The 22,849-nt window shown below is 71.3% G+C and carries 17 protein-coding genes and 1 riboswitch; of the genes, 6 read left to right on the top strand and 11 right to left on the bottom strand.

Annotated elements, in window-relative coordinates; all coding sequences use genetic code 11:
• The first annotated feature begins 377 nt into the window (after positions 1–377).
• Positions 378–1,427: a septation protein SepH gene (sepH, locus tag ABZ027_RS00155; protein WP_356762679.1), complete on the top strand. Its 1,050-nt coding sequence runs from the start codon at positions 378–380 to the stop codon at positions 1,425–1,427.
• Between the two features lie 87 nt (positions 1,428–1,514).
• On the opposite strand, the gene ABZ027_RS00150 is transcribed toward sepH, so the two are convergent.
• Positions 1,515–2,366, bottom strand: coding sequence for a sulfurtransferase (locus ABZ027_RS00150; protein WP_356762677.1), 852 nt, complete (start codon positions 2,364–2,366; stop codon positions 1,515–1,517).
• Positions 2,367–2,821: 455 nt separating this feature from the next.
• Here ABZ027_RS00150 and ABZ027_RS00145 point away from each other — a divergent pair, with 455 nt between their 5' ends.
• Both ABZ027_RS00145 and ABZ027_RS00140 read left to right on the top strand, forming a co-directional pair.
• Positions 2,822–3,625, top strand: a complete 804-nt coding sequence (locus ABZ027_RS00145) for a VOC family protein (RefSeq protein ID WP_356762675.1) — start codon at positions 2,822–2,824, stop codon at positions 3,623–3,625.
• Between the two features lie 233 nt (positions 3,626–3,858).
• Positions 3,859–5,205, top strand: a complete 1,347-nt coding sequence (locus ABZ027_RS00140; protein ID WP_356762673.1) for a helix-turn-helix domain-containing protein — start codon at positions 3,859–3,861, stop codon at positions 5,203–5,205.
• A gap of 166 nt (positions 5,206–5,371) precedes the next feature.
• Here the strand turns inward: ABZ027_RS00140 and ABZ027_RS00135 are convergent, their stop codons facing one another.
• Positions 5,372–6,823 carry an MFS transporter gene (locus tag ABZ027_RS00135; protein WP_356762671.1) on the bottom strand — a complete coding sequence of 484 codons (1,452 nt, stop codon included), beginning with the start codon at positions 6,821–6,823 and terminating at the stop codon, positions 5,372–5,374.
• Between the two features lie 281 nt (positions 6,824–7,104).
• On the opposite strand from ABZ027_RS00135, the gene ABZ027_RS00130 reads away from it, so the two are divergent.
• On the top strand, positions 7,105–7,794 hold the full coding sequence (locus tag ABZ027_RS00130; protein ID WP_356762669.1) for an SDR family oxidoreductase: 690 nt from the start codon (positions 7,105–7,107) through the stop codon (positions 7,792–7,794).
• A 141-nt stretch (positions 7,795–7,935) separates the two neighbouring features.
• On the opposite strand, the gene ABZ027_RS00125 is transcribed toward ABZ027_RS00130, so the two are convergent.
• The 4 genes from ABZ027_RS00125 to ABZ027_RS00110 all read right to left on the bottom strand — a co-directional run bounded on the left by ABZ027_RS00125 (position 7,936) and on the right by ABZ027_RS00110 (position 13,333).
• On the bottom strand, positions 7,936–8,586 hold the full coding sequence (locus tag ABZ027_RS00125) for a thymidine kinase (protein WP_356762667.1): 651 nt from the start codon (positions 8,584–8,586) through the stop codon (positions 7,936–7,938).
• 68 nt (positions 8,587–8,654) lie between these two features.
• Complete coding sequence (locus ABZ027_RS00120) at positions 8,655–9,857, bottom strand: nucleotide pyrophosphatase/phosphodiesterase family protein (protein WP_356762665.1); 1,203 nt, start codon at positions 9,855–9,857, stop codon at positions 8,655–8,657.
• Positions 9,857–10,453, bottom strand: coding sequence for a DUF5998 family protein (locus ABZ027_RS00115; protein ID WP_356762663.1), 597 nt, complete (start codon positions 10,451–10,453; stop codon positions 9,857–9,859). The genes ABZ027_RS00120 and ABZ027_RS00115 overlap by 1 nt, the downstream gene beginning before the upstream one ends.
• A gap of 42 nt (positions 10,454–10,495) precedes the next feature.
• Positions 10,496–13,333, bottom strand: a complete 2,838-nt coding sequence (locus ABZ027_RS00110; RefSeq protein WP_356762661.1) for a GNAT family N-acetyltransferase — start codon at positions 13,331–13,333, stop codon at positions 10,496–10,498.
• Positions 13,334–13,506: 173 nt separating this feature from the next.
• Here ABZ027_RS00110 and ABZ027_RS00105 point away from each other — a divergent pair, with 173 nt between their 5' ends.
• Positions 13,507–13,788 carry an HPr family phosphocarrier protein gene (locus tag ABZ027_RS00105; RefSeq protein WP_356762659.1) on the top strand — a complete coding sequence of 94 codons (282 nt, stop codon included), beginning with the start codon at positions 13,507–13,509 and terminating at the stop codon, positions 13,786–13,788.
• 147 nt (positions 13,789–13,935) lie between these two features.
• Here the strand turns inward: ABZ027_RS00105 and ABZ027_RS00100 are convergent, their stop codons facing one another.
• The 4 genes from ABZ027_RS00100 to ABZ027_RS00085 form a co-directional block, all read right to left on the bottom strand.
• A complete protein-coding gene (locus ABZ027_RS00100; RefSeq protein ID WP_356762657.1) occupies positions 13,936–14,631 on the bottom strand; it encodes a GntR family transcriptional regulator in 696 nt (231 codons plus the stop codon).
• 197 nt (positions 14,632–14,828) lie between these two features.
• Positions 14,829–15,602 carry a M23 family metallopeptidase gene (locus ABZ027_RS00095; protein ID WP_356762655.1) on the bottom strand — a complete coding sequence of 258 codons (774 nt, stop codon included), beginning with the start codon at positions 15,600–15,602 and terminating at the stop codon, positions 14,829–14,831.
• Positions 15,603–15,615: 13 nt separating this feature from the next.
• A riboswitch (cyclic di-AMP (ydaO/yuaA leader) is annotated at positions 15,616–15,782 on the bottom strand.
• Between the two features lie 223 nt (positions 15,783–16,005).
• Entirely contained in the window at positions 16,006–17,394 is a 1,389-nt protein-coding gene (locus ABZ027_RS00090; protein WP_356762653.1) for a pitrilysin family protein, read from the bottom strand.
• A complete protein-coding gene (locus ABZ027_RS00085; protein WP_356762651.1) occupies positions 17,391–18,749 on the bottom strand; it encodes a pitrilysin family protein in 1,359 nt (452 codons plus the stop codon). The genes ABZ027_RS00090 and ABZ027_RS00085 overlap by 4 nt, the downstream gene beginning before the upstream one ends.
• A 304-nt stretch (positions 18,750–19,053) precedes the next feature.
• On the opposite strand from ABZ027_RS00085, the gene ABZ027_RS00080 reads away from it, so the two are divergent.
• Complete coding sequence (locus ABZ027_RS00080; protein WP_356762649.1) at positions 19,054–21,510, top strand: DNA topoisomerase IV subunit A; 2,457 nt, start codon at positions 19,054–19,056, stop codon at positions 21,508–21,510.
• 15 nt (positions 21,511–21,525) lie between these two features.
• On the opposite strand, the gene ABZ027_RS00075 is transcribed toward ABZ027_RS00080, so the two are convergent.
• A complete protein-coding gene (locus ABZ027_RS00075; protein WP_356762648.1) occupies positions 21,526–22,587 on the bottom strand; it encodes a GTP-binding protein in 1,062 nt (353 codons plus the stop codon).
• Positions 22,588–22,849: the final 262 nt, after the last annotated feature.

Below are 22,849 nucleotides of genomic sequence, written 5' to 3'. Positions count from 1 at the left end.
GCGTGAAGTACGCCACCCCCGAGATCCTGGAAACCGCTGCGGGGCACCCGGGTACCGTCCGACCCGAGAAGTCGGGCGGCGCGCCCATCCACGCAGGTGGCTCGAATGGAGTACTGTTGCGAGCCCTGGGTTCGGTCTCCCGCCAGGGCGTCCGCGACCTTCAAGGACCGCCGGGAGGGGGCTAGTTGCACAGGGTGACGGACTATGTCACTTAGCGTTGCGAATAGGTAACCGTGCCATAACGGCGATCCAGGGCCCGTGCCCGACACGCCGGGCAACTCGGCAAGGTTGTGGCAGGCTGCACCCGGGCAGGTCACACTCGACTAGCGGAAGCAGCGACGCACGTGACGTCGGCAGGCACCACCCGGGAGGTCCCCATGCCCGAACTGCGTGTCGTGGCCGTCTCCAATGACGGCACACGGCTGGTGCTGAAGGCTGCCGACTCAACGGAGTACACGCTTCCGATCGACGAACGCCTGCGCGCTGCCGTGCGCGGCGACCGTCCCCGCCTCGGCCAGATCGAGATCGAGGTGGAGAGCCATCTCCGCCCCCGTGACATCCAGGCGCGGATACGCGCCGGCGCGACCGCGGAAGAGGTCGCGCAGATGGCCGGGATCCCCGTGGACCGGGTGCGCCGCTTCGAGGGCCCGGTGCTGGCCGAACGCGCCTTCATGGCCGAGCGGGCCCGGAAGACCCCGGTGCGCCGCCCCGGCGAGAACACGGGACCGCAGCTGGGCGAGGCCGTCCAGGAGCGGCTGACCCTGCGCGGCGCCGAGAAGGACACCGTGCAGTGGGACTCGTGGCGCCGCGACGACGGCACCTGGGAGGTCCTGCTGGTCTATCTGGTCGCGGGCGAACCCCACTCGGCGAGCTGGACGTACGACCCGCCCCGGCGGCTCGTGCAGGCGGTCGACGCGGAGGCACGCTCGCTGATCGGTGAGTCCGAGGACCTCGCGGCCGCGCCGGAGCCAAGCTTTCCCTTCGTACCGCGCATCGCACGACTGCCGCGTGACCGCCCGCTGGACCGCACCCTGGACCGGCCGAGCCTGCCCGCGCCCGCTCTCGAACCGGCCGACGAGACCGCGAGCGCGAGTGCGGGCGAGCGGGACTCGCTGACCAGCCTGCTGGAGGCGGTGCCGAGCTTCCGGGGCGACCTGGTGGTTCCCGAAAGCCCGTCCGAGGAGGCCCCCGAGGAGGAGGAACCCGCCGCGGAGTCCGAGACCGAGGAGCCCCCCGCTCCCGCGGCCTCGGCCGGTTCGGCCTACGCGGACGTCCTCATGCCTCGTTCCGTCGGCGGCCATCGCGACCGCCTCGTCGGCTCCACCGACCGCCAGGCCGAGGCGGACGGCGTCCGTCCGGGACGTCGGGCGGCGGTCCCGAGCTGGGACGAGATCGTGTTCGGCACGAGACGGAAGAAACAGGAGTAGCCCCTCGTACGGCACACGCCGCACGAGGGCGGTACGGAACCACGAGGAGGGCCCGCGCCGATCGGCGCGGGCCTTCCCGTCGGCCGTCTACTGGGGGTCGGGCCCGACGGCGACCGGACGCGACGGGTCCGACGACCACTCCGACCAGGAACCGACGTACAGCGCGGCCGGGACGCCCGCGACCGCCAGGGCCAGCACCTCGTGGGCGCCGGAGACGCCGGAACCGCAGTAGACGCCGACCGTCGAGTCGTCGGACACGCCCAGCTCCTTGAAGCGGGCGGCCAGCTCCTCCGCCGGGAGGAAGCGGCCGTCGGCCGCCACGTTCTCGGTGGTCGGTGCTGAAACGGCGCCCGGGATGTGGCCGCCGACCCGGTCGATCGGCTCGACCTCGCCCCGGTAGCGCTCCCCCGCCCGGGCGTCCAGCAGCACCCCGGAGCGGGCCAGCGCCGCGGCCGCGTCCGCGTCGAGGAGACCCACCGCGTCCGGCCTCGGCCGGAAGTCGCCCTCTGCCGGTTGTGGCGTGTCCGTCGACAGTCCGCCCCGCCAGGACGGCAACCCGCCGTCGAGGACTCTCACGTTCGGGTGACCCGTCCAGCGCAGCAGCCACCAGGCGCGGGCGGCCGCCCAGCCCTGCCCGCCGTCGTACACGACCACCGGCGTGCCCGAGGAGACGCCCGCGGCGCGCATGGCGGCGCCGAACTCCGCGAGGTCGGGCAGCGGGTGCCGGCCGCCGGTGCCGGAGGGCGCGGCGAGCTCCCGGTCCAGGTCCACGAAAACGGCCCCCGGGATGTGCCCGGCGGCGTACTCGGCCCGCCCGTCGAAGGGCGGCTCCCCGGCGGCCTTGGCCACGCTCAGCTGCCAGCGGACGTCGAGCAGGACCGGCGGGTTGTCGCCCGTCAGGCCGTCGGCGAGTTCGGATGCGGAGATGATGGCGTTCATGGCCACCATCCTCGCGCACCGGGTGGCCGCATCGTCCATGTCCGGGGGACCTGCTCGGCCGGGCCTGCTCGATCACCGTTCGTACGGGATCGCGCACATGCCGTACAGCCGATCGCCACCCGTCGGACATCGCACGGTCACGGGCCGGGCCGCGCACGACCGACATTCTGCGGACACGGGGACAACATACGGCGGCGCGCCCGGGGCGCGCGTTCGCGCCGGTGGTGCGAGCATCGGCAGGGGTCCCTGCGCACGGGAACCGCGGCCGCGGGCTGCGGACCGCTCGGACCGCGCACGCACGGCTCCGTCGGCACGGGGCAGGCCCGGACGGATTCCGTCAGCACGGGGCAAGTCCGGACGGATCCCGTCAGCAGCACGGGGCACGTACGCACCGGGCCCGGCAGAGCCGGAGCGAAGCGACACGGCCGCCGCGAGAGGCCGGGAAGAGAGTGACGATGACCGAACCGAGGCGGTCGGCGGGCCCGCACGACAGCACGCACCCCCGGCCGGTGCCCGGCACACCCTGCTGGGTGAGCCTGATGGTGCACGGGATGGCGAGAACCCAGGACTTCTACGGTTCGCTGTTCGGCTGGGAGTTCCGACCGGGGCCGCAGCAGCTCGGTCCCTACGTCCGGGCCCTGCTCGACGGGCACGAGGTGGCCGGCATCGGCCAGCTGCCGCCCGACCGCCACCTTCCCCTCGCCTGGACGCCCTATTTCGCCTCGGACGACGTGGACCTGACTGCTGAAACGGTACGGCTGTGCGGCGGCACGGTCGGGGTGGGGCCGCTCGACGCGGACGACGCCGGGCGGCTGGTGATCGGCTCGGACCCCTCGGGTGCGGTCTTCGGCGTGTGGCAGGCGGCGGGGCACCTCGGTACGTCCCTCGACGGGGCGCCCGGCGCACCCGCCTGGCACGAACTGCTGACCTTCGAGACCGCGAGCGTCGCCAAGTTCTACGAGACGGTGTTCGGTTACGAGGAGGAGCCGGGGGGCGCCGCCGGCTTCGACCAGGTGACCCTGCGTCTCGGGGACCGCCCTGTCGCCGGCCTCCACGGCGTGGGCCAGGCCCAGCTCCGCGACCGGGGTCCGCACTGGATGACGTACTTCGAAGTCCTGGACACGGACGAGGCGGCCGCACGCCTCGTCGCCCTCGGCGGCCGCGTCCTGAAGCCGCCGCACGACACTCCGCACGGACGCGCGGCGACGGTGGCGGATCCCGAGGGTGCGCGGTTCTCGCTCATCCGCAGCGCACGTTGACGGAGCCCTGGTCGTTTCCCTTGACTGAGGAGTCAAGGAGTTGAGTCATGCCACTCGCAAGACTTGGCAATGCCTCCAGAGCACTCACCCCAGTCATGGCGCTCTTCGCAGAGTATGAGCAGATCAAGCCGATAACAGAGCAGGGAACCGGGCGTTTGCCTTCTGTAAGTTCAGAAAGTAAGAAGGAGTCAAGAACGTCGAGAATTCCAGTCACGCGTGTAGCCAGGGGAGATATGAAGCGCGACCGCGAAGATGACACCATCGGGAAGAGGCTGCGTGACCTGCGGCGGAGCAAAGGGCTTCACCAGCAGGACCTGGCCTCGGACGACATCTCCAGCAGTTACGTCTCCCTCATCGAGACGGGCAAGCGGATTCCGTCGGACGCGGTCCTCAAGAGCCTCGCCAAGAAGCTGGACTGCACGGTCGAGTACCTGGTCAGCGGGCGCAACGAGTCACGCGTTTCGGAGTTGCAGCTGAAGGTCGCCTTCGGCGACATGGCGATCCGCAACGGCGACAACGGCGAGGCACTCCAGGCCTACAGCGAGGCGCTCGCCCAGGCCGAGCAGCTCGACACCGCCACCGTGCGCCGGGCCCGCCGTGGCCAGGCGCAGGCGCTGGAGAAGCTGGGCAGGCTGGAGGCGGCCATCCCGCTGCTGCACGAACTCTACGAGGATCCGGAGACGGTCCCGGGGTCGGCGGAGTGGGCCCAGTCGGCCGTGGCCCTGTGCCGCTGTTACCGCCTCGTCGGGGACCTCGCCCTGGCGGTGGAGCTGGGCGAGGCGGCGCTGGGCCGGCTCAACACCCTCGGGCTCGATGTGACGGACGACCACCTGCAGCTCGGCTCCACCCTCATCGCCTGCTACATGGACCGCGGCGACCTGACGCGCGCCAATCTCCTGGCGACGCGCCTGACCGGAGTGGCCGAGCTGACCGGGTCCCGGGCCGGGCGGGGTGCCATCTACTGGAACGCCGGGATCGTCGCCGAGTCGCGCGGTCAGACCCCCGAGGCCCTCGCACTGGTGGAACGCGCGCTGGTGCTCATGGCGGAGGACGACGGCGTCCGGCACCTGGCCATGCTCAAGCACACCTACGGGTGGCTGATGCTGCACGGGCCCAAGCCGGACGCGGCGCGCAGCAAGGAGCTGATCCTCGAAGCCCAGGCCGCGCTCGCGGAGGTGGGCAGCACCAGCGAGCAGGCCGACTGCGAGATCGACCTCGCCTTCGCCGAACTGCACCTGGGAGAGTCCGACTCGGCGTTCGCCCGCGCCCAGCGCGCGCTCGGTCTGATCGGTTCCGAGCCGCGGCCCGAAGCGGTCATGGCCCGGGTCGTCATGGCCAGGTCGCTCCTCGCCTCGGGCGACGTGGCGGGCGCGCGGAACGTCCTGACCACCGCCGAACGGCAGTTGGGGCACCTGGCGGACAGCCGGCGGACGGCCGGGCTGTGGCGGCACATGGGCGACCTCTGGGAGCGGTGCGAGCGCCCGGCCGAGGCCGGGCGTGCCTACCGGGAAGCGCTGTCCATGGTGGGACTGCGCCAGTTGCCCATGGCGAGCGACGCGCTCAGCGGATCGTGGCGTTAGTCGAGCGCACGCCGGTGGCGCCCGGGCCTGTGGCCTGGGCGCGACCGGTCCGGCCCCGGGGTGTGCGGGGCTGGGTCTGAGCCTCTGTCACATTCCCGGCCGGAGCCCCCGCAAAGGCGGGCGCCCGGCCCGGGAGGCGACCGTTGCCTGAGGGGGCGTCACATGGTCAGCGCTCGGAGAGCGCGGCGTCCTGGGTGATGCCGGACGTGGCCGAGGACCGGACGGCCACGTCGGCCGGACGCGGCCGCTCCCGACGGCCGAGGCCGAAGAAGGCGATGACGAGACCGATGACGGACATCAGCCCGGCGACCATGAAGGCCCAGCGGTAGTGGTCCACGCCGGAGCCGTCGGAGGTGGCGGTCAGCACGGCGGCCAGCACCGCGACGCCGATGCCCGCACCGACCTGGTACGAGGCGGTGATGAGCGCCGAGGCGACGCCCTGCCGCTCGTCGGCGACGCCGCCCACGCCGGCGATGTTGACGGTGGGATAGACGAAGCCGTTGCCGACGCCGTGGATGATGATGCCGGGCAGCAGCAGGGCCGCGTAGCTGCTGTCCAGGCCGATCGCCAGGTACATCAGGACGCCCGCCGCCTGGACGAGCATGCCCAGCGTCGCCACGGTGCGGATGCCCCAGCGCTCGACCAGCGGACCCGAGGCGAACCTGGCGACGGCGACGATCACGATGCCCAGCGGCAGGAAGGCGAAGGCGGTCTGCAGGGCGCTGTACCCCATGGTCTCCTGGAGGTAGAGCGTGGCGATGAACTGCCAGCCGATCGTCGATCCGGCCCAGACCACGCTGATGAGGTTGGCGCCGGCCAGCACCGGCGAGCGGAAGATGGACAGCGGGATCAGCGGATCGCTGTGCCGGCTCTCGATGACGACGAACAGGGCCAGGAGCGCGGCGGCCGCGCCGAGCGTGCTGATGGCGGCGGCCGAGGACCAGCCCCAGCTCGGGGCCTGCACCAGGCCGTAGACCAGCAACATGATGCCGACCGTGGCCGACAGGGCGCCGCCGAGGTCGAAGCGGCGCGCGGGGCGGTTGTCCCGCCGCGGGTCGGCGGGCACGTTGGAGCTGGCCAGTAGGACGATGACGCCGATGGCGGCGGGGCCGAAGAAGACCAGACGCCAGTTGATCTCGGTCAGGACGCCGGACAGCACCAGGCCGAAGCTGTAGCCGCTGGCGCCGGTCATGGCGAAGACGCCCATGGCACGGTTGCGTTCGCTGCCCTCACGGAACGTGGTCGTGATGATGGACATGGCGGCGGGCGCGGTGAACCCGGCCGAGATGCCTTTCAGGACGCGAGTGGCGACGATCAGTGTGCCGTCGGTGAACAGGCCGCCCAGCGCACTGGCGAGGACGAACACCGCGATCGCGACGACGAAGGTGCGGCGGCGTCCCCACTGGTCGGCGACACGGCCACCGAGCAGCAGGAAGCCGCCGTAGCCGACCGTGTAGCCGGACACGAGCCACTGAAGGGCGCCGTCCGACAGGTCGAGGGCGCTCTTGATGCTCGGCAGGGAGACACCGAGCAGGGAGATGTCCAGGGAATCGAGGAAGACGGCGGCGCACAGGACGAACAGCGCCAGCTGTTTCCGCCGGGAGTCGAGCGCAGTCATGGGGTCGGGTTCCTAACAGCCGGGCGACGATGGAGTGGACGAGACAACTAGATGGAACACACGCTGTCAAGTCACTAGTCATGTCAGTCAGGTCGGTCGACCGCCAGGAGACGCCCTTCGGGCAGTTGGCCGCGAACTTGCGGCGCATGCACGCATAGGGACCCGACCAGGAAGTGAGTGAGTCCACCAGTCATGTGAGTAATTTAAGACTTGACTCGATTGCCCGCGCGTTGTTGCATGGCCATGCCTGACCGCCCACTTCATCGCACCCTGGAGCAACCATGGACCGACCCATCACAGTGATCGGCGGTGCCGGCCGAGTCGCCAGCCTGATCGCGCAGAAACTGCTCAGCGGCGGTGAGCGAGTGCGCGTCGTGGGGCGCAACGAGCGGCACGCCCGCAAGCTCCCGGAGGGCGCCACCTTCCACGCCGCCGACGTCCGCGACCCCGCCACCCTCGCCGAGCCGCTCGCCGATTGCAGCGCTGTCGTCTTCAGCGTGGAGCCGGGCACCGCCGACCAAGGTGCCGACAGCCCCAAGTCGACCATGTACCAGGGTGTGTGCAACGCCCTGAACGCCGCCCGCGCCGGTGGCGCGCGCCCGCACTTCGCGCTGGTCAGCCAGATCTACGTCACCCGGCACGACCACCCCATCAACAACTGGGGCCGGATGCTGGACTGGCGACTGGCCGGTGAGGACGCGGTGCGCGAGTCGGGCCTGCCGTACACCGTCGTCCGTCCGGGCTGGCTGACCGACAAGCGCTCCGAGGGCGACCAGGTACACGTCGAGCAGGGCGACCGCGGCGACGGCAGTGTCTCTCGCTCGGACGTCGCCGAGGCGATCGTGCAGTCGCTGTACCTGCCTGCCGCCGACGGGCTGACCTTCGAGATCTTCAACGAGCAGGGGTCCGCGCGGACCGACTGGAACGCGCTGTTCTCCTCCCTGCGCCCGGGTCAGGTCTCCGCGGCGTGACCCGGGCGGGGCGGGCCCTCGCGCCCCCGCCGGGGAGCCGTTTGCCGGCGAACGCCGCGCAGTTGGGTGAGCGGGCCGAGAACCACAGCGCCAACGCAGCGGAGCCCGGTTCCAAGTGACGGCCCGTAGGCCCGATGGCACTCAGCCGGAGGCGACCGGCAGGACGTCGGGCGAGAGCGCGCCGGCGTGGGCGGAGGCGCTGGTCATCCGGCGGCGGTGGTGACGTCGGCACAGCACCTCGTAACCGACCTCCGCGGCGGAGCCGTTCACGTCGCCGACGACGACCTGCTCGCCCTCGACGACCATCTCGCCGCCCACGGTGCGGGCGTTGTGCGTGGCCCGCGCCCCGCACCAGCACATCGCCTCGACCTGGAGGGTCTCGATCCGGTCCGCCAGCTCGATCAGCCGTTGCGAGCCGGGGAACAGCTTCGTCCGGAAGTCGGTGGTGATGCCGAAGGCGAAGACGTCCAGGCCCAGGTCGTCCACGACGCGTGCCAACTGGTCGATCTGGTTCGGGGCGAGGAACTGCGCCTCGTCCACGATCACGTAGTCGACCCTGCCGCCCTTCGACAACTGGCCCACCAGGTAGGCGTGCAGATCCATGTCCTCAGCCGCCTCGACCGCTTCTGCCACCAGGCCCAGCCGGGAGGAGATCTTCCCCTCCCCCGCCCGGTCGTCCCGCGTGAAGATCACGCCCTGCAGCCCCCGGGCCGAGCGGTTGTGTCCGATCTGGAGCGCCAGGGTGCTCTTCCCGCAGTCCATCGTTCCGGAGAAGAACACCAGCTCGGGCATGGTGAGTCGAACACCTTTCGGTCGCGGAGGGAGGTGGGCCTGAAGACTTCAGCAGGGTCCTGAAGACCTCAGGAGCGTACTTCGAGCAACGGGACCAGTTGCTCGGCAGGGGTCATCGAACCGTGGTTGCCGACCATCGCCGACTCCTTGGGCTCCCGCTCCGAGGCGATGATCAGGACGTCGTCACGGGCGGCGGCCACCACGTCGCCGAGCCGGTCGTGGACCCGTCGCTCGACCTGCTCCGGCGGACCGAACCAGCCCGCGGCGATCGCCTCGTCCCGTGAGGCCACCCAGAACTGTTCGCCGAGCACCTCACGCCAGCAGGTCAACACGTCGTTCCCGGCGCCCGGGACCGCGTAGACATGGCGGGCGCGGCCCTCACCGCCCAGCAGGGCGACCCCGGCGCGCAGTTCCCAGTCCTCGTCGAAGTCGATGCGGTGCTGCTCGTCGAAGGGGACGTCGATCATGCCGTGGTCGGCGGTGACGTACAGCGCGGTGCGCGGCGGCAGTTGCTCGGCCAGTCGCTGGACCAGCCGGTCGACGTACATCAGCCGGCCGCGCCAGGTGTCGGAGTCGACGCCGAAACGGTGGCCGGCGCCGTCGACCTCGGCGTAGTACGTGTAGACCAGGGAGCGGTCGCCCGTGGCCAGTTGCTGGGCCGCGAGGTCCATCCGCTCCTCGCCCGTCACCCGGCCGTGGAACGTACCGCCGCTGAGCGCGACCTTGGTCAGCGGGGTGCTCTCGAAGGTGGGGGACGAGACCTGGGCCGCGTGCACCCCCGCCCGCTCGGCCAGCTGGAAGACGGTGGGGTGCGGCTGCCAGACCGCCGGCGCCGTCCACGGCTGCCAGCGGAGCTGGTTCATCAGCTCACCGGTGGCCGGATTTCGCACCGTGTAGCCGGGCAGGCCGTGCGCGCCGGGCGGCAGTCCGGTGCCGACGGAGGCGAGGGAGGTGGCGGTGGTCGCCGGGAAGCCGGTGGTGAGCGGCCGGCCGGTGCCGCCGCGCGAGCTGCCGAGGAGCGAGGTCATGAAGGGCGCCTCGTCCGGATGCGCCCTCAACTGCTCCCAGCCGAGCCCGTCGATCAGGAACACGCAGTTCCGGTCGGCGGGGGCCAGCTCGGGGAGGGTCGCGGTCGTTCCCGGTACGGCCATACCCGCGGCCAGGGTCGGCAGCAGGTCCGCGAGGGATCCGCTGCCGTACGCGGGGACGGGCGCGGAGTCGAGGGCGAGTGGTTCCGGATGGTGGTCCCAGGCGGAGGCGGGATGCGCCATCAGCGGGTGGCGTCCGCGGTCGCCTCGGAGATGGCCTGTGCGAAGACGAGCGCCTGGCGCACCGTCTCCGGGCCGTCCCCGGCCTCGCTCACCCGCAGGCTCAGGTCGTCCGCCGTGGAACTTCCGGTGTAGCCGTGGTCGGCCTCGCAGTTGGGGTCGCCGCAGGCGGCGGGCTCCAGGTCGATACGGGAGACCGCGCCCCAGCCGATGGTCAGGACGACCTCGCGGGGCAGGGTGCCGGGCTGGTACTGCTCGGGGTTCGCGACCACCCGGCTGACCACGACCGACGAGACCCGGTTGAGCTTCACGGACTCGGTGGAGGTGGTGGCGTACGGGGTCGGGGAGGTGCCGTCGGCGGCCTGCTCGTCGGTGTGGCTGACGATGAACCGGTTGCCGGTGAGGACCAGCACGGTCACGTGCCGCCGCACCTCGTTCTGGTCGAACGTCGTCTCCTGGTGGACCAGGTACGACCGGATGGGATCGCCGCCCACCGCGGCCTCCACCGCCTCGGCCACGAGGGCCGGGTAGTAGCCGCTGCGCTCGATCGCCGCTCGCAGCCCCTGGGTCGTCGTACTGGTCTTGGCCATGACGTCCATCCTACGGTGGCCCACTGACTGCCCGGCACGCTCCGGGCGGTCTCAGTACGCGGGGAGTGTACGCGGGCCGAGGTCGTCCCGGGCGGGCGGTGGCGCCAGTCGTACGGAGGCGCCGAGAACGCTCAGGTCACGCTGGGCGACGACGACCGGCTCCAGGGTGATCGCGACGACCTCGGGGTGGTCGTCGACCAGCCGCGACACCCGCAGCAGCAACTCCTCCAGGGCGGGGGTGTCGACGGGTGTGGAGCCGCGCCAGCCGAACAGGAGGGGCGCCGTCCGGATGGACCGGACCAGTGAGGCGGCCTCCCGGTCGGTGACCGGGACGAGCCGGTGCGCCATGTCTCCGAGCAGCTGGGAGGCGGCGCCGGCGAGTCCGAACGACAGCACCGCGCCCGCCGCCGGGTCGATCACGGCCCTGACCACGGTGTCGACGCCCCGCGGTGCCATGCCCTGCACCACCGGCCGCAGCTCCTGTGGCGTCCCGAACATCTCGGTCAGCTCGGCGTACGCGCGCCGCAGTTGCTCCTCGTCGGCGAGATCCAGCCGTACGCCGCCCAGGTCGGCGCGGTGCCTGAGGTGCGGGGCGGTCGCCTTGAGGGCCACCGGGTAGCCGAGGGTGCCGGCGGCCCGGACGGCGTCGTCGGGGGTGGGGGCGCTCAGGGCCCGGTGCACCCGCACGCCGTACTTGCCGAGCAGGTCGCAGGTCTCCTCGGTGCCGAGGGTGAGCCCCTGGCCGTCGGCGAGGAGTCCGCCGATCAGCGTGGCGGCCCCTTTCTCGTCGATGTCCTCGTACTCGGGCACCCTGCCGGGCTCGGCGGCGTCCCGCCGCCACTGCGCGTACCGGACCACCTCGGAGAGCGCCCGGACGGCACGTTCGGCGGCCGGGTAGGCGGGGATGAGGCGGGCACCGGTCCGGGGCGCGGGCACCTCGGCCGTCGCCGGCGCGGCCAGTCGGTCCAGCGGACGGAACGGGTGGGCGCGCGGGACGCCTCCCGGTTTGGCCGAAGCCGCCTGCGGTGCGGTGCTCGCCGCGGCCGACAACGCTTCCGCGAGTCCGCCGAGTTCCACGTGGACCACCAGCACCGGCTTGCCGGGGACCCGCTCGGCGGCGGACCTCAGGGCCTCGGCCAGCGCGGCGTCCCCGGCCGACCCCTCCCCCAGTGCCGGTATCGCCGTGACCACGACCGCGTCGCAGGCGTCGTCCGCCAACGCCCGGGACAACGCCTCGTGGAAGTCCCCCGGCGAGGCGCCGGTCGTCAGGTCCAGCGGCGGCAGCGGCCGCAATCCCTCGGACAGGCACGCGTCGTACGTCAGCAGCCCCAGCGACTCGGAGTTCCCGAGGATCGCCACCCTGGCACCGGCCGGCAGCGGCTGCCGCGCGAGCAGCAGCCCCGTGTCCACCAGCTCCGTGATCGTCTCCACCCGGATCACCCCGGCCTGGCGCAGCAGCGCGGACACCGTGGCATGCGGCAGCCGCGTCGCCCGTACCGCGTGGCCCTGTGGCGCGGAACCCGCGCCCTGGACCACGACCAGGGGTTTCGCCGCCGCCGTCCGGCGCGCGAGCCGGGTGAACTTGCGGGGGTTGCCGATGGACTCCAGGTACATCAGCGCCACGTCGGTGTCCGGGTCGTCGTACCAGTACTGAAGGACGTCGTTGCCGGACACGTCAGCGCGGTTGCCGGACGACACGAAGGTCGAGACGCCGCTCACCCCGGTGACTCCGCCGCCGCGCCGGTGCAGGCGGGAGAGCAGGGCGATGCCGATGGCGCCGGACTGGGCGAACAGTCCGATCCGCCCCGGCCGGGGCATCTGCGGGGCGAGGGAGGCGTTCAGCCGCACGTCCGCAGAGGTGTTGATGATCCCGAACGCGTTCGGCCCGATGATCCGCATGCCGTACGCGCGCGCGTGCCGGACCAGTTCGCGCTGTCGCTCGCGCCCCTCGGGCCCGCTCTCGGCGTAACCGGCGGAGAGCACGACGAGCCCCTGCACGCCGTGTCGGCCGCACTCCTCGACGGCTTCGGGGACGTGCTCGGCGGACACCGCGACGATCGCCAGGTCGACCGGCCCGTCGATGTCCCGCACCGACCGGTGCGCGGGCACCCCGTCGACGTCCTTCTGTCCTTCGGGAAGAGCCTTGTTCACGGCGTGCAGCCGACCGGTGAAGCCGGCGTCCCTGATGTTGTGGAGGACGCTGCGGCCCACCCCGCCGGGTGCGCGGCCGGTCCCGATGACGGCGACGGAGCCGGGGGTGAGCAGCCGCTGCACGGACCGTCCTTCGGCGCGCTGTTCGCGCGCGTACTGCACGGCGAGCGAGCGGTCCGTCGGCTCCAGGTCGAACTCCAGGCGTACGACGCCGTCCTCGAAGCTGCGCTTCTGGGTGTACCCGGCGTCCGTGAACACCTTGATCATCTTGATGTTGGCGGGCAGCACCTCGGCGGCGAAGCGGCGGATACCGCGCTCGCGGGCGACGGCGGCGATGTGTTCGAGGAGGGCGGAGGCCACGCCGCGCCCCTGGTGGGCGTCCTGGACGAGGAAGGCGACCTCGGCCTCGTCGGCGGGGGCCGAGGCGGGCATGCCGTCGGTGCCGATTCGGTCGTAGCGTACGGTGGCGATGAACTCGCCGCCGATGGTGGCCGCGAGTCCCACCCGGTCCACAAAGTCGTGGTGCGTGAAGCGGTGGACGTCCTTGGCGGACAGGCGAGGGTAGGGCGCGAAGAAGCGGTAGTACTTCGACTCGTCCGAGACCTGCTCATAGAAGCTGACGAGGCGATCGGCATCATCGACGGTGATGGGCCGGACGCGCGCGGTGCCACCGTCGCGCAGCACCACGTCGGCCTCCCAGTGGGCGGGATACTCATGCCGGTCCGACGAGGTCTGCATGGGCCCCAGAGTACGGCTCGCGTAGGACAACGGCGCGAGGCAGTCTGTGGTGGACGACATCGGACCGAGGCCGCGGTCCGACGACACGAAGGGGCGGGACAGGACCGCTCCGGGCAAGCTTCACGTATGGGAAACTGGTCTAGACAACCTGAAACACCGAAGGGCAGCATCACATGGCTGAGCGCCGCGTCAACGTCGGCTGGGCCGAGGGTCTCCACGCCCGCCCCGCTTCCATCTTCGTCCGGGCCACCACGGCCGCAGGTATCCCGGTGACGATCTCCAAGGCCGACGGCACCCCCGTCAACGCGGCCTCCATGCTGGCCGTCCTCGGCCTGGGCGCGCAGGGCGGCGAGGAGATCGTCCTCGCCTCCGACGCCGACGGGGCGGACGCCGCCCTCGACCGCCTCGCGAAGCTGGTCTCCGAAGGCCTCGAGGAACTCCCCGAGACCGTCTGAGGACTGACGTCGCAGCGCAACCCCGAAGGGCTCGTCCGAATTATCGGGCGAGCCCTTCGCATTTCCCGGTCGCGCCCGATTTCATTGTTTACGGGCAGCAGAAATAATCCCCCGCGAATTATCACCTCTTTGTATACGGCTGCCGTGTTAATGCCGCAGGCTCGTCATGTTTACGGGATGTTGCGAGTTCCTCACACGGTCCGGGCGGTCCTGCTGGGGCACAAAGCGCAGCCGGTGCGCGGCCGTGGCGCGCTCGGTGTGCAGTGCCGTGACCGCTCGCGCGCGCTCGCCGTCCCCGCGCGCCACCGCGTCCACGATCGCGCCGTGCTCCGCCCAGGACTCGACCGGGTCGGCGGGCGCGTCCACCGCGTACATCCAGGCGATCTTGTGACGCAACTGGGTCAGCATGGAGGTCATCGCCGGGCTGCCGGAGGCCTGGGCGAGGGTCTCGTGGAACCAGCTCCCCAGGGAGCGCAGGTCATCGCTGGTCCCCCGCCGGGCCCGCTCCTGGCCCAACCGGACCAGTCCGCGCAGCACCTTGAGGTGGGCCTCGGTGCGTCGCTGGGCGGCCCGGGAGGCACCGAGCGGCTCCAGCAGCGCCCGCATCTCCAGGAGGTCGGCGCCCTCCTGCTCGGTGGGTTCCGCGACGTGCGCGCCCGCGTGCCGCCGGGTCACCACGAAGCCCTCGGCCTCCAGCGTGCGCAGGGCCTCGCGGACGGGGACGCGCGAGACGCCGTAGCGGCGGGCGAGCAGTTCCTCGGTGAGCCGGCCGCCGCGCTCGTAGACACCCGCCACGATGTCGTCACGGATCGCCGTGCATACCGAGTGCGCCGGAATACGCATGACCGACCTCCGCCTTAATCCCCGTGAAACGTCGACGATTGACGTGTGTTCGGTGACTCTATGGCAATGAGCCGGAATTTCCGATGGCGGGTCGGAATCCAGGGATATTTTTTGGACAGCCGGGCTCCAGAAACGCCGAAAACCCCGGCTCGGGGAGCCGGGGCGGCGCTCGCGTCGGGTTGTCCCGCCGTGCGTCGTCAGACGTTGACGCCGTGCGAACGGAGATAGGAGACGGGGTCGATGTCCGAGCCGTACTCGGGGCCCGTGCGGGCCTCGAAGTGGAGGTGGGGTCCGGTGACGTTGCCGGTCGCTCCGGAGAGGCCGATCTGCGCGCCCGGGGTGACGGACTGCCCCACCGAGACACCGATCGACGACAGGTGGCCGTACTGGGTGTACGTCCCGTCGTTCATCTTGATCACGATCTGGTTGCCGTACGCCCCGCCCCAGCCGGCCTCGACCACGGTGCCGGAGCCGACCGCGTGGACGGTGGTGCCGGTCGAGGCGTGGAAGTCGATGCCGGTGTGGCTGCCGGAGGACCACAGGGAGCTGCTGGACTGGTAACCGGTCGAGACGTACGAGCCGGAGATCGGGGCGACGTAGGCGTTGAGGCGCTTGCGCTCGGCCTCGCGGGCGGCGCGCTCCTTCTTCTCCTGGTCCTCGCGGGCCTTCTTGGCCTCCGCGACCGCCTTCTTGCGCGCGGCCTCCTCGGCCTTCCGCTGCGCCTCGGCCTCCTCGGCGGCCTGCTTCTGGGCGAGGGCCTGGGCGTCGATCTGGTCCGCGACGGTGTCACCGATGGTGATGACGGGGGTGAGGCCGGTCTGCTCGACCGCGGGCTCGGCTGCGAGCGCGGGGGCGGCCAGGGTACCGATGACGCCGGTGGTGGTGAGTGCCGCGACACTCGCCGCACGGGCGGTGCCGCGCTTCATACGGCTGGGACGACGGTGCTTCCCGGCGGCGCACATGAACGCCATGTGGTGGCTGGTCCTTTCCTTCCTTCTCGCCTACCGGGTTAGCTGACGGGTTCGGAGCAGGAAGGTCTCCTACGGGCCCCCTCGCGGTGCGCGCGGGCGTCCGATTCACCCCAGGGACTTCACATGTGGGTCCCCGGCTCCCCTGGCTCGCGCCATGCGGGGACTCGGCGATGACTGTCCGGTGCCGCGGATGCGGCGCGGTGCCTGACGGACAGCCCGGAAGACGCTAAGCGGGGCGACTTTCAATCCCCAAACCGATCACGGGTTTTGTAGTGCATGCCACAGGGCAGACAGGCAACCTCTCCCTCAATTCGGACATCGAGGGGCCCTGGTGACGCTCAGGTCACCAGGGCCCCGGGCACTGCTGTGGCTCCCGCGTGTCGCTACGCGGCGCTACGTGTCGCTATTCCGCCGAGACGACGGAGACCGCGCCGATACCGAGGGCCTCGACGGGCTCCTTGATCTGCGCGGCGTCACCGACGAGGACGGTCACCAGACGGTCGATCGGGAAGGCGTTCACAGCCGCCGCGGTCGCCTCCACGGTGCCCGTCGAGGCGAGCTGCTGGTACAGGGTCGCCTGGAAGTCGTCGGGCAGGTGCTGCTCGACCTGGTCGGCCAGCGTGCCCGCGACCGCCGCCGCGGTCTCGTACTTCAGCGGCGCCACCCCGACGAGGTTCTGGACGGCGACATCCCGCTCGGCGTCGGTCAGGCCCTCGGCCGCGAGCGTGCGCAGCACCGTCCACAGGTCGTCCAGGGCGGGACCGGTGTTCGGCGTGTCCACGGAGCCGCTGATGGCGAGCATCGAGGCACCCGAGCCGTCCGGGGTCGAGCGCAGGACCTGCCCGAACGCCCGCACCCCGTAGGTGTAGCCCTTCTCCTCCCGCAGGACGCGGTCCAGACGGGAGGTCAGGGTGCCGCCCAGGCAGTACGTGCCGAGCACCTGGGCGGGCCACACGCGCGCGTGCCGGTCGGGGCCGACGCGGCCGATCAGCAGCTGCGTCTGGACGGCGCCGGGGCGGTCCACGATGACGACCCGGCCGGTGTCGTCGGCGGTCACCGGCGGCACGGGACGCGGCTGGGCCGAGGAGCCGGTCCAGGCGCCGAGGGTGTCACCGAGCAGCTCGTCGAGCTCGACGCCGGTGAGGTCGCCGACGACCACGACGGTGGCGGTGGCCGGGCGGACGTGCTTCTCGTAGAAGGTCCGGACGGCCGCCGAGTCGATGGACTCGACCGTCTCCTCGGTGCCCTGGCGGGGGCGTGACATCCGCGAGGTCGCCGGGAACAGCTCCCTGGAGAGCTCCTTGGCGGCGCGCCGGGAGGGGTTGGCCAGCTCGTGCGGGATCTCGTCGAGGCGGTTGCGGACGAGCCGCTCGACCTCGCTGTCCGCGAACGCGGGCGCCCTGAGGGCGTCCGCGAGCAGGACCAGGGCCTTGGCCAGGCGGGAGGCGGGGACTTCGAGGGAGAGCCGTACGCCGGGATGGTCGGCGTGCGCGTCGAGGGTGGCGCCGCAGCGCTCCAGCTCGGCGGCGAACTCCTCGGCCGAGTGCTTGTCGGTGCCCTCGGAGAACGCCCGCGCCATGATGGTGGCAACGCCGTCAAGACCGGCCGGTTCGGCGTCCAGGGGCGCGTCCAGCAGCACCTCGACGGCGACGACCTGCTGGCCGGGGCGGTGGCAGCGCAGGACGGTCAGGCCGTTGTCGAGCGTTCCGCGCTCGGGGGCCGGGAACGCCCAGGGCCTGGCCTCGCCCGCCTGGGGCTGGGGGTGGAACTGCATCGCGGCGAGCTCGCTCACTGGGCCGCCTCCTCGTCGTTCTCGTCGGTGGCTTCGGCGTCTTCGGCTTCGGTGGTGGTCGGCTCGTAGACGAGCACCGCGCGGTTGTCGGGGCGCAGGCAGGCCTTGGCGACCTCTTGGACTTCTTCGGCGCGCACGTCGAGAACGCGCCCGACCGCGGTGAGGGCGAGCTGCGGGTCGCCGAACAGGACGGCGTAGCGGCACAGTTCGTCGGCGCGGCCCGCGACCGTGCCGAGCCGGTCCAGCCACTCGCGCTCCAACTGGGCCTGGGCGCGTTCCATCTCCTCGGCCGTGGGGCCCTCCTCGGCGAACCGGGCGAGCTCCTCGTCGATGGCGGTCTCGATGACCGGCACCTCGACGTCGCCGGAGGTCTTCACGTCCAGCCAGCCCAGCGAGGGCGCCCCGGCCAGCCGCAGCAGGCCGAAGCCGGCGGCGACGGCCGTGCGGTCACGCCGTACCAGCCGGTTGTAGAGGCGGGAGGACTCGCCGCCGCCGAGGACGGTGAGCGCCAGGTCGGCCGCGTCGCACGCGCGGGTGCCGTCGTGCGGGAGCCGGTAGGCGGCCATCAGGGCTCGGGCCGGGACCTCCTCCTCGACGACCTCGCGCAACTGCTCGCCGATGACGTCGGGCAGCGCGCCGTCGCGCGGGGCGGGCTTGCCGTCGTGCGAAGGAATGGACCCGAAGTACTTCTCGACCCAGGCGAGCGTCTGCTCCGGGTCGATGTCGCCGACCACCGACAGGACGGCGTTGTTCGGCGCGTAGTACGTGCGGAAGAACGCGCGGGCGTCCTCCAGGGTGGCCGCGTCCAGGTCGGCCATCGAGCCGATCGGGGTGTGGTGGTAGGGGTGGCCCTCCGGGTAGGCGAGCGCGGTGAGCTTCTCGAACGCGGTGCCGTAGGGGACGTTGTCGTAGCGCTGCCGTCGTTCGTTCTTGACGACGTCCCGCTGGTTCTCCATCGATTCTTCGTCGAGGGCGGTCAGCAGGGAACCCATCCGGTCGGCCTCCAGCCAGAGGGCGAGCTCCAGCTGGTGGGTCGGCATGGTCTCGAAGTAGTTGGTGCGCTCGAAGCTGGTGGTGCCGTTGAGCGAGCCGCCCGCGCCCTGGACCAGCTCGAAGTGGCCATTGCCCTTGACCTGTCCGGAGCCCTGGAACATCAGGTGCTCGAAAAGGTGAGCCAGGCCCGTACGGCCCTTGACCTCGTGGCGCGAACCGACGTCGTACCAGAGGCACACCGCCGCGACCGGGGTCAGGTGGTCCTCGGAGAGCACCACGCGCAGGCCGTTGGCCAGGCGGTGCTCGGTCGCTGTCAGGCCCCCGGAGCCTGCCTGGGCTGTGGCCGTGTGACCCATGGGCATGTACGTCCCTTCGATCGCGGTCGCGGTCGTGGAAACCGCGGTTTTCCTGCCGGTCCTGCCACTGTATGCAAGCGCGTGAGGCCTCGGCGAAGTTCCCGGGGGGCGTACGCCGACAGCGGATCGCGTAGCCTGCGGACAGTCGTGGGGGAGGCGTCTCCCCGCACCGGGCCGAGCAGCTGAGGCCGGGGCCTGGTCCGCGTTGTCAGTGCCGCGGTCCACAATGGTCCGCGTCAGATGCCGTTCACGCTTCAGCCAGCGAGCGCCCAGTACGCGAGCGACCAGTAAACAGGAGGAGCCGGCAGCGATGGCCCGCCGCAGCACGAAGACCCCGCCGCCCGACGACTCGTACGAGGAGCGGATCCTCGACATCGACGTCGTGGACGAGATGAAGGGCTCGTACCTCGAGTACGCGTACTCGGTCATCTACTCCCGCGCCCTGCCGGACGCCCGGGACGGGTTGAAGCCGGTGCATCGCCGCATCGTGTACCAGATGAGCGAGATGGGCCTGCGCCCCGACCGCGGCTATGTGAAGTGCGCCCGCGTCGTCGGCGAGGTGATGGGCAAGTTGCACCCGCACGGCGACGCGTCGATCTACGACGCCCTCGTGCGTATGGCCCAGCCCTTCTCGATGCGTGTCCCCCTCGTCGACGGGCACGGCAACTTCGGCTCCCTGGGCAACGACGACCCGCCGGCCGCGATGCGGTACACCGAGTGCCGGATGGCCCAGGCGGCGAGCCTGATGACGGAGTCCATCGACGAGGACACGGTCGACTTCGCCCCCAACTACGACGGCCAGGAACAGGAACCGGGGGCCCTGCCCGCCGCGTTCCCGAACCTCCTGGTGAACGGCGCCTCGGGCATCGCGGTCGGCATGGCCACCAACATGCCGCCGCACAACCTGTCCGAGGTGATCGCGGCCGCCCGTCACCTGATCCGCCACCCGAACGCGGATCTGGACACCCTGATGAAGCACGTCCCGGGCCCCGACCTGCCCACCGGCGGCCGCATCGTGGGCCTGACCGGTATCCGCGACGCGTACGAGACGGGCCGCGGCAGCTTCAAGATCCGCGCCACGGTCGCGGTGGAGAACGTGACGGCGCGCCGCAAGGGTCTCGTCGTCACCGAGCTGCCCTTCGCGGTCGGTCCGGAGAAGGTGATCGCCAAGATCAAGGACCTGGTCGGTTCGAAGAAGCTGCAGGGCATCGCGGACGTCAAGGACCTCACCGACCGCGCGCACGGTCTGCGTCTGGTCATCGAGATCAAGAACGGGTTCGTGCCCGAGGCCGTCCTGGAGCAGCTCTACAAGCTGACGCCGATGGAGGAGTCCTTCGGCATCAACAACGTGGCCCTGGTCGACGGCCAGCCGCTCACCCTGGGCCTCAAGGAGCTCCTCGAGGTCTACCTGGACCACCGCTTCGAGGTCGTGCGCCGCCGCAGCGAGTTCCGCCGCACCAAGCGACGCGACCGGCTGCACCTGGTCGAGGGCCTGCTCACCGCGCTGATCGACATCGACGAGGTGATCCGCCTCATCCGCTCCAGCGACAACTCCGCCCAGGCGAAGGAACGCCTGATGGAGACGTTCTCGCTGTCGGACATCCAGACCCAGTACATCCTCGACACGCCCCTGCGCCGGCTCACCCGCTACGACCGCATCGAGCTGGAGGCGGAGAAGGACCGCCTCAACGAGGAGATCGCGGAGCTGACCCGGATCCTGGAGTCGGACGCCGAGCTGCGCAAGCTGGTCTCCGCCGAACTGGCCGCGGTGGCCAAGAAGTTCGGCACCGAACGACGTACGGTCCTGCTGTCGTCGGCCGGTAACCCGACGGCGGCCGTGCCGCTCCAGGTGGCCGACGACCCGTGCCGGGTGCTGCTGTCCTCGACGGGGCTGCTGGCCCGTACGGCCAACGGTGAGCCGTTCCCGGCGGACGAGGACGCCGGACGAGCCAAGCACGACGTGATCGTCTCGGCGGTGCCGGCCACCGCGCGCGGCGAGATCGGCGTGGTGACGTCCACCGGGCGCCTGCTGCGGCTGAACGTGGTCGACCTGCCCCAGCTCCCGGACACCGCGGCGACGCCGAACCTCTCCGGCGGCGCCCCGCTGTCGGAGTTCGTCTCCCTGGAGGGGGACGAGACGGTGGTCTGTCTGAGCACGCTCGACGAGTCGTCCCCCGGCCTGGCGATCGGCACCGAACAGGGCGTGGTCAAGCGGGTGGTCCCGGACTATCCGACCAACAAGGGGGAGCTGGAGGTCATCAGCCTCAGGGAGGGTGACCGGATCGTCGGCGCGATCGAGCTGCGCACCGGTGAGGAGGACCTGGTCTTCATCACGGACGACGCCCAGCTGCTGCGTTTCCAGGCCGCGCAGGTCCGTCCGCAGGGCCGTCCGGCGGGCGGCATGACCGGCATCAAGCTCGTGGAGGGGGCGAAGGTCATCTCCTTCACGGCCGTCGACCCGGCCGCCGACGCGGTCGTCTTCACGGTCGCCGGTTCGCGCGGCACGCTCGACGACTACGTGCAGACCACGGCCAAGCTGACACCGTTCGACCAGTACCCGCGCAAGGGCCGGGCCACCGGCGGTGTCCGCTGCCAGCGGTTCCTCAAGGGCGAGGACTGTCTGTCCCTGGCCTGGGCGGGCGCCACTCCGGCCAAGGCGGCCCAGAAGAACGGCACCCCGGCCGACCTCCCGGAGATGGACCCGCGCCGGGACGGTTCGGGCGTGTCGCTGGGGAAGACGGTGGCGGTCGTGGCGGGACCGGTCTAGGACCCGCCCCGCGCCTCAGAGCTCCTGGACTCCTGGAGGGTCTTCTTCCTCCGGATCGGTCACGTAGCGCAGAACGCCCCACATGCCGTGCTCATCGGCGTGTGGGGCGTCGCTCTTGCACGCCTCCAGCTCCTTGCCGAGAGCGGCCGCGTCGATGTCCGAGCCGATGAGGACGAGTTGGGTGAGGCGGTCGTCGGCGGCAGCCCAGGGCTCCGGGTAGAACCGGAGGAACCGCCCGACGGCGTGCAGCGAGTAGCGGTTGCGAAGGTCGTACGGCCCGAAGTCGACATACCCCTTGATCCGGTACAGCCCCTCGGGCCGGCTGTCGAGGAACCGCATCAGGCGGCGTGGGTCGAGCGGCACCTCGGAGCCGAAGGACACGCTGTCGTAGCCGGAGTGCAGGTGGGAGCCGTGGTCGTGGCCCTCCGTCCGGTCGCTGAGATCGTCGAAGGACAGCTGCCCGACGCGCTCCTCGCTCGGCCGGCAGTCGAAGAGGAACTCGGGGTCGACGCGGCCGTGGGTGGCGGGCACGACGGCGGCACGGTCGACGAGGGAGCGGACCAGCCCGAGGACGCGTTCACCGTCCTCGGCCCGGTCGAGCTTGTTGACGACGACCAGGTCGGCGAGGGCGAGGTGCCGGTCGATCTCGGGGTGCCGGGCGCGGGTGGCGTCGAACTCGGCGGCGTCGACGACCTCGACGAGGCCCCCGTACACGATCCCGGGGTGTTCACTCGCGAGCACCATGCGGACGAGTTCCTGAGGCTCGGCGAGCCCGCTGGCCTCGATCACGATGACGTCGACACCGGTGCCGGGGCGGGCGAGTCGCTCCAGGTAGACGTCGAGTTCACTGGCGTCGACGGCGCAGCACAGGCAGCCGTTGCCGAGGGAGACGGTGGAGTCGCCGAGCGCGCCCGCCACGGCCATCGCGTCGATCTCGATGGCGCCGAAGTCGTTGACGAGGGCGCCGATCCGGCTTCCGCCACTGTGGTGGAGGAGGTGGTTGAGCAGGGTGGTCTTGCCGGAGCCGAGGAATCCGGCGAGGACGACAACCGGGATCTGCCGCGGGATCCGACTCAACGCGCTACCTCTCTCACGCCACCGCGTGCGCCGGATCGTTGCCCTGCGCACGTACGAGGATTGAATGCCCACCCAGGATACGAGCCGGAAGAATGACCGCTGGGTGAACGATTGTTAGCAGTGCTCGCGGGGCAGACGTTGGGCAAGGCGCCGGTTCGTGCGACCCTCCCATCCCTCCGTGCGCCCCTCTCCGCCTCCCCCGCCGATCAGAGCCGCTCGGCACCCTGGGAGACGGCAAGCGCCGCCCACCGCTCGCCGGTCC

The sequence above is a fragment of the Streptomyces sp. NPDC006332 genome (assembly GCF_040612855.1).
Taxonomy (GTDB): domain Bacteria; phylum Actinomycetota; class Actinomycetes; order Streptomycetales; family Streptomycetaceae; genus Streptomyces.
This window is presented reverse-complemented; position numbering and strand designations above follow the sequence as displayed.